A 5,846-nucleotide genomic window follows, 5' to 3' on the forward strand; every position below is an offset into this window, starting at 1 on the left:
CCACAGGCTCTCGCCTGTTCAAGGAGTTGCGCCAGCCGGGGTTTAAGCTGCCGGATCATCGGTATCCGCCACTCACTGTGATTTTTACTGCCCTCGACGCGCAATACAATATAATTGCCATCCAGGTTGATATCCCGTAATCGCAGGTGCAGTAACTGGTTCTGACGCATGCCCGTCAGCCGGAACGTATCCAGCACCGTCAGCCAATACCCGGTCGGGTATAAAGCACAACGCCCTCCCCGGGGAGCAACCTGTGTTCGCTCTTCTTCCCCATACTGCCCCATCAGCAGGTAGAGACGGGTTATCTGGACTTTACTCAGAATTTTCTTCTTTTTCTTCTCTTTTTTCACCGCCGCATTGCTAAACGGGTTCTCGGTAAATGGCAGCAGTTTCCTGTCCATCACGAAGTTAAAAATGGCCCGCAGGTGTGCCACCTTATTGTTCCAGGTATGGCTCGACTGTTTTTTCTCCATCAAAAGATGACGCCGCCACCGTAGCACATCCCGGTGAGTGACCTGTTCCGGCAACACCGTTTCTCCCATAAACTGGATAAAGACCCGGGTAACTTTGCGATAACTCCACTCGGTGGCCGGTCGCAACATATGTGAAAAAAAGTACTCTTCCAATAACTCATCCCAACTGATTTTTTCTGCGTCAGGCAACATGTTATTTTTTCCTTAATATATTAAATAAATCATGACACTCAATTGTTAATAAACGTTTTTATGGAAATACAAGATATAAATAACCAATTAAAATATTTACATTACAATAATGTATTGTGGTTATCTTTGTTGGCAACATTTTCTTTATCCGATACAGACTGTTTGGCGAATTTCGAGCCGCGATGATGATTTTTTGCCTTCTCCTGATGAGAGGCCCCATGACTGGATTGAAATAAAGACAATAACGTCTGGGTATCACTCTCGCCGGATGGCTCAGATGCCGGTGCCATTTCTAATGGGGAATCCGGAGAAGCCTGGCCAGGTTCAGGTGATACCCCAGCGACATCAGACAATTCTGCAGAATTCCCCGGTTTCAATAAAGGCGACTCCACCTGTCCGGCGGCTTCCTGAAGTAATTCATCAATCAACGGTACAGAGGATGAATGGCCACCAAGATGCAATGTCAGGCAAGTCCATGCGTCCGGTACCAGAAACAACCAGGTCACCGCGTCTTCCGGCAGTAAACGGGCTGCCATCATGGCGTTCAGTGGCACAGACAAATCTGGCCGGGACGACCGGAACCGGAAACGAAAGCGACGGTCTGGCGTCCACAATCCCGGCTGCCAGTCATGTCCATCATCCAGCTCCCCTTCCAGTTGCCGCAACAACGGCAGGTGGTAAAATAATGCCGTCCAGAACACGACGGCCTGCCATAGCAGGCTCTGGGCAGCCTGCGTTTCCGGTGCTGCCCCGGGGGGTAACAGATGTCCCTTCGCCAGCCGCACGGCACAGGTGGTAAACTTTAGCGTCAGGTCAGCAAAATCCCCGCTGCCTGACCAGTTACCTTCCGGTGTTGCCGGCACCTGTTGGACACGACTCAGCAATTGCTTCACCGGTGCGAGATAAAAACGCTGATACAGCCCTTCGGGCAGGGCACTGTTTTGCCATAATTGCTGAAGACACTGACGGCGCAGCGGGGTGGACAGTAACTTATCCGCCGATTGCGGCTGGAAATAGCCCCGGTTGTCACGAATGGCTTCCGGTTGTTGTTCGGATGATTTTTGCGGTGTGGCAGACTGGCGGACAAAATGGGATTTAAAACGCTGAAACATGGTTTTTCCTCTTTCGGTTCAAATTGGACTCAGTGTCGGTGAATCCCGGTCTGAAACAAGGAAAAACTTTTTTTGCGGAAATGAAAATTAAACTGATACGATTCATTCATTGACTCGCTGACTTAGTCATCTTAATTTCCATTATAAATCAATATATTAATATGATTTAAAAATAAAAAGCGCCCCGAAAGGCGCATTAGAGTAATAGGATAGAGGCTGAAAAAATTCAGGCGGCCTGTGGCTGTTGATGCTCCCGTAAACGGCTCGACCAGTTACCCAGATAGTGTGCCGGTGTGTAACGTGTCCGTTTGCTGCCGCCATCATGCAGGGCATCACCGATAGTCACCGCGGCCGGAATACCCGTCAGGGAAAGCTGGACGTAAGCCATCACCGCGGCCAGCGGGTCAATATCAATCGCTGACACCCACAAACTGCATAACGGATCATGCCCCTGCTCTCTTAATACTTCGGCGGCGGCCAGTGTCATACAGCCCGCCCCACAAGCCGGCTCGTACAGTGTCACAAAGGGGCTCGCCTGCAAGCGTGCGGAGACATCCTGCAACTGCATCTCCGCCATCATGCTGGCCACGCTCCAGGGGGTAAAAAACTGATTGAGGGCTTTATCCCCCAATCCCAGCTGCATAAACACACTGCCCAGAAAATCACAGGGTTCCTGAGCCAATCCAAGAACGGTATAGGAAAACAGCTGCACAATCCGGTCAACATCTTCCCGTTCGTACTTGTTGATGGTTTTCAGGTAATACTGCTCCAGCTCCTCACTGTAACAGTATTTATTGTGAATGGCGGCCATCGCACAATTGCAAAAATCCTGAAAGACCTGATAACGACGGTGATAACGCGCCGTCTGGTTAAACAGTTCGATAAATTCTTTCTGGAGATTCGGTTGTGATGACATGACGTATTTTCCTTGCAAAAAATACGGGGAAACACGTTCCGAAAGGGGAACCTGTTTTCCCCTTTCGGTTGAAGTGAAGATAAAAAAGTAACTTAATGATGAGCTAAACAAATGGCTATTGCCCGACCGCGATGGCCGGCACGGTCAGGTTCACCGCCCGCTTTTCATCGTTGACCAGATAAAGTGCAGGCCGGTTCTCCCGTCCTGATTGCCCGTTGCCGCTGTCCACATGCTCACCCTGGTCATAGCAATCGTAGCCTTTGAGCTGGCCTGACGATTCGCTGTACCAGTGGCGGATTTCACAGTCAAACACTGATGATAACGCGCCCATCAGTTCGGCTGACGGCGGTGCCCACGGGGAATCAAACCGCACGGTCAGGCTGCTGACATGGCGGCGCTCCCAGCGGACATGATGACCGAACGGCCACTCCAGACCGTATTGCTCACCGTAAAACTGCACAGTACTGGCAATGCCTTTCAGCAACCCACTGTTACCGTTAATCTCACAGGCCAGTCGGGTCGGCATCATCATCAGCATATCGCAGGGTTGCGCCGCTGCCGGATACGTATTCAGTTTATCCCAGCAGGCACCAATATCAGGCGTCTCAGACCAGCTCACCATCCCAAACCAGTCGGTATACTGGCGGGTCAGCAGAGAAGCCATGATGTCACGCGCCGGCGCCGGTACATTCTCCCAGCGCAGCAGGCTGAGACCCGACTGGCGGTACAGGTTATCGATACGTTTAATGTTGTCACTGTTTAACGGCACATTGTCCTGCAACAGCATCAGCCACTGTTCAAACGCCAGATGCTGCGCCGTCGGGGCCGCCGTCCCCCGTACCAGTTCCGGATACGGGGCATAAGTCTGGGGTTTGGTGGGTTTCAGTATTCCCGCACAACCCGCCAGAAACAGCCGCAGGCTTTGCAGCACTGCCTGACGGTAACGGGGAATTTCTTCACCGCAGACCCATTGTTGCATGACGTCAATACACACCGACTTGCCGGTGATGTCCAGTTGATTGGTAACCCATTCTGCCATGGTCAGGTTCCTCATTGGATGGATAAAAATAAACCGGAGGAACCGCGCCATCAGGGCACCATTCCCCCTATGGGTGATTAAAAAAATAGATTATTCGGATGGTGATCCGTTGCCCTGACTGAGCAGCGTCTCGGTGATACCGCTGTCGAAAATTACCCTCAGTTCATCATGAATACCCAGATACGGTGTACTGCTCATACTCTGCGCATTCAGCCGGGTTAAATCGTATTTATCCACTAACTCGTTAATGGCTTCAAATGGCTGGACGCCATGGGCCATCAGTTCAGCCACCGTGTCGGCTTCACACAGTACCGTATCCTCCAGGTTCAGGCCAAAATGACGCTTCAGCAACGTACCGGCAATCACCTGCCAGACGGTCAGACGTAAAAGTGCCATAGTGATACCTCACGCGTTAAACACTGACTGTCGTGCCGTGCCGGAGAATATCCCGCACTTCACGGCACTGTTGATAACAGGGCGAAACCCCATGCAGCGACAACAAATGCGCCTCATGCCACAATGCCCGGGCAGCCTGTGTATTCTGCCAGCCCTGCTCAAGCACGGCTGACTGACATAACTGCTGCTGTCGCTTTTCCAGTGACAGGCGTTCTGAGGCCAGTGTCACCGGCTGCGCCCAGACAATCTCGTCATAAAACCGGCCACCGAGCACTTTTCTGTCCCCGGCGTCATAAATCATCACGGTCAGCGGAAAAAAAACGCCCTGCGTTTGATGAGATAACGTTTCCGGCACCGGCCAGTCACCCAGCAGATGGATAACTTTCAGGCGCTGCACCGCTTCTGTTACCGAAGCCGCTTCGCACACGGTCAGGGTTTCTTCCCGCAGTGATTGCCTCGCTTGCGGGTGTTGCATCAGGCCGGTGACCTGTACGGTAAAAATGTCTTCATGGAATGTCGTCCCGGCTTCATCCGGTACCGGTAAAAAAATCGGGTTCATCGGTATTTCCTTGATTGAATGTCAAATAAAGAAAACACCCGCCCGATACCGGGAAGGTGTTTTCGGCTCCCTGGTCAGGCGCTTAAGAAAAGGGTTAACAGCATCATGGGCTGATAACGTCAGTTATGATTATTATTGACACGGCGGATTAATGAGGGACTCAGCACCTTATCTGGCGTGCTTAAATCCAGTATTGTACGTATCAGTTCGGTTTCCGGGTGTTGCCGCGCATATTCACGCAGTTCGCCGAACCGGATCGCATCCTCATTGGGTTCATCCAGTACCGCGATACGGGCAAACACCGCTGTCGTCACCGCCAGCCCGAACGCATCGGCAGACAGCGTAATGGGTAACGCACTGTCCGGCAGACAGACAGAATATGTTTCGGCGGATGTCGGCACCATATAGGTCAGCGGTTCAGAGGCATCCCGCCTGTCCCAGCATTCATACCGGTATTCACCACATAACTGCGCAGCGGTATTGGCAATCAGAAACCCCAGAAATAACCGCTCCAGCGGTTTTTTACCGGGAAATACCGCAGACAGCGCAGGACTGTCCAGCATGATAAGTTCACTTTTTTGCATGATGTTCTCCTTAAATAAAAAAGACGGAGAACACCCTGCCCGACGGGAAGCATGTTCCCCGTCCGGGTGACTGGCGTAGTGCCAGGGTGGATTAAATTATCGTCATACCCCCGCTAAACCTAAAGCCGCCCGAATACACGGGGCCTGGGGATGTTGCAGAGCGTATTCCCGCAAATCACAAAACCGTTCAGCAATTTCATCGTGCTTTATCAGTGCCGTCAGATAACCCAGTACGGTCAACGTGACCATCAGCCCGAACGTATCCGCTGACACCTCGCCGTTAAAGTCAGTGGTCTCGATTTTGACAACATACGTGTCAACGCGTGTCGGCACGGCATAGGCAATGTTGTCCGACACTTTCCGGCACTGCCATTTATCACACCGGTAACCCTCACACAGCGTGACCGCCGCTTTAATGACCGTGTGTTCCAGCAGCATCAATTCCAGTGGGCTGGTTCGCGGAAAAACGTCCGCAAAAGGGGATAATTCAGACGCCGGTACAGCATGCACCGTTGTCCTGGTTTGGTTTTGTTGCATTGTGGACTCCCTGAAAACAACGGAGAACACCTTGCCCG

Annotated in this window: 8 protein-coding genes; all 8 read right to left on the reverse strand. The window is 51.8% G+C overall.

Translation table 11 applies throughout. The features are described from left to right. Positions 1–665 (reverse strand): tyrosine-type recombinase/integrase (locus ABLA85_RS14980; RefSeq protein WP_367965202.1); only part of this gene is annotated, 665 nt, incomplete at its 3' end. A 101-nt stretch (positions 666–766) separates the two neighbouring features. After that, complete coding sequence (locus ABLA85_RS14985; protein WP_367965203.1) at positions 767–1,777, reverse strand: TraI domain-containing protein; 1,011 nt, start codon at positions 1,775–1,777, stop codon at positions 767–769. 226 nt (positions 1,778–2,003) lie between these two features. Continuing rightward, entirely contained in the window at positions 2,004–2,693 is a 690-nt protein-coding gene (locus ABLA85_RS14990; RefSeq protein ID WP_367965209.1) for an N-6 DNA methylase, read from the reverse strand. 115 nt (positions 2,694–2,808) lie between these two features. Beyond that, positions 2,809–3,732, reverse strand: coding sequence for a DUF1281 domain-containing protein (locus tag ABLA85_RS14995; RefSeq protein ID WP_367965204.1), 924 nt, complete (start codon positions 3,730–3,732; stop codon positions 2,809–2,811). 90 nt (positions 3,733–3,822) lie between these two features. Continuing rightward, complete coding sequence (locus tag ABLA85_RS15000) at positions 3,823–4,128, reverse strand: TA system toxin CbtA family protein (RefSeq protein ID WP_367965205.1); 306 nt, start codon at positions 4,126–4,128, stop codon at positions 3,823–3,825. A 16-nt stretch (positions 4,129–4,144) separates the two neighbouring features. After that, positions 4,145–4,555 (reverse strand): hypothetical protein, encoded by a 411-nt coding sequence (locus tag ABLA85_RS15005; protein ID WP_367965206.1) that lies wholly within the window; start codon positions 4,553–4,555, stop codon positions 4,145–4,147. A gap of 251 nt (positions 4,556–4,806) precedes the next feature. Then, the gene (locus tag ABLA85_RS15010; RefSeq protein WP_367965207.1) at positions 4,807–5,271 is read right to left on the reverse strand and encodes an antirestriction protein; all 465 of its coding nucleotides are present in this window, start codon (positions 5,269–5,271) and stop codon (positions 4,807–4,809) included. A 102-nt stretch (positions 5,272–5,373) separates the two neighbouring features. Beyond that, positions 5,374–5,846 (reverse strand): antirestriction protein (locus tag ABLA85_RS15015; protein WP_367965208.1); only part of this gene is annotated, 473 nt, incomplete at its 5' end.

The organism is Xenorhabdus sp. SGI246 (genome assembly GCF_040838225.1).
GTDB classification, from domain to species: Bacteria; Pseudomonadota; Gammaproteobacteria; order Enterobacterales; family Enterobacteriaceae; genus Xenorhabdus; species Xenorhabdus indica.

What these genes read in the sequence shown, in the direction of transcription:
- ABLA85_RS14985 (WP_367965203.1), bottom strand. Translation starts at nt 1,777, where the DNA reads ATGTTTCAGCGTTTTAAATCCCATTTTGTCCGCCAGTCTGCCACACCG.
- ABLA85_RS14990 (WP_367965209.1), bottom strand. Translation starts at nt 2,693, where the DNA reads ATGTCATCACAACCGAATCTCCAGAAAGAATTTATCGAACTGTTTAAC.
- ABLA85_RS14995 (WP_367965204.1), bottom strand. Translation starts at nt 3,732, where the DNA reads ATGGCAGAATGGGTTACCAATCAACTGGACATCACCGGCAAGTCGGTG.
- ABLA85_RS15000 (WP_367965205.1), bottom strand. Translation starts at nt 4,128, where the DNA reads ATGGCACTTTTACGTCTGACCGTCTGGCAGGTGATTGCCGGTACGTTG.
- ABLA85_RS15010 (WP_367965207.1), bottom strand. Translation starts at nt 5,271, where the DNA reads ATGCAAAAAAGTGAACTTATCATGCTGGACAGTCCTGCGCTGTCTGCG.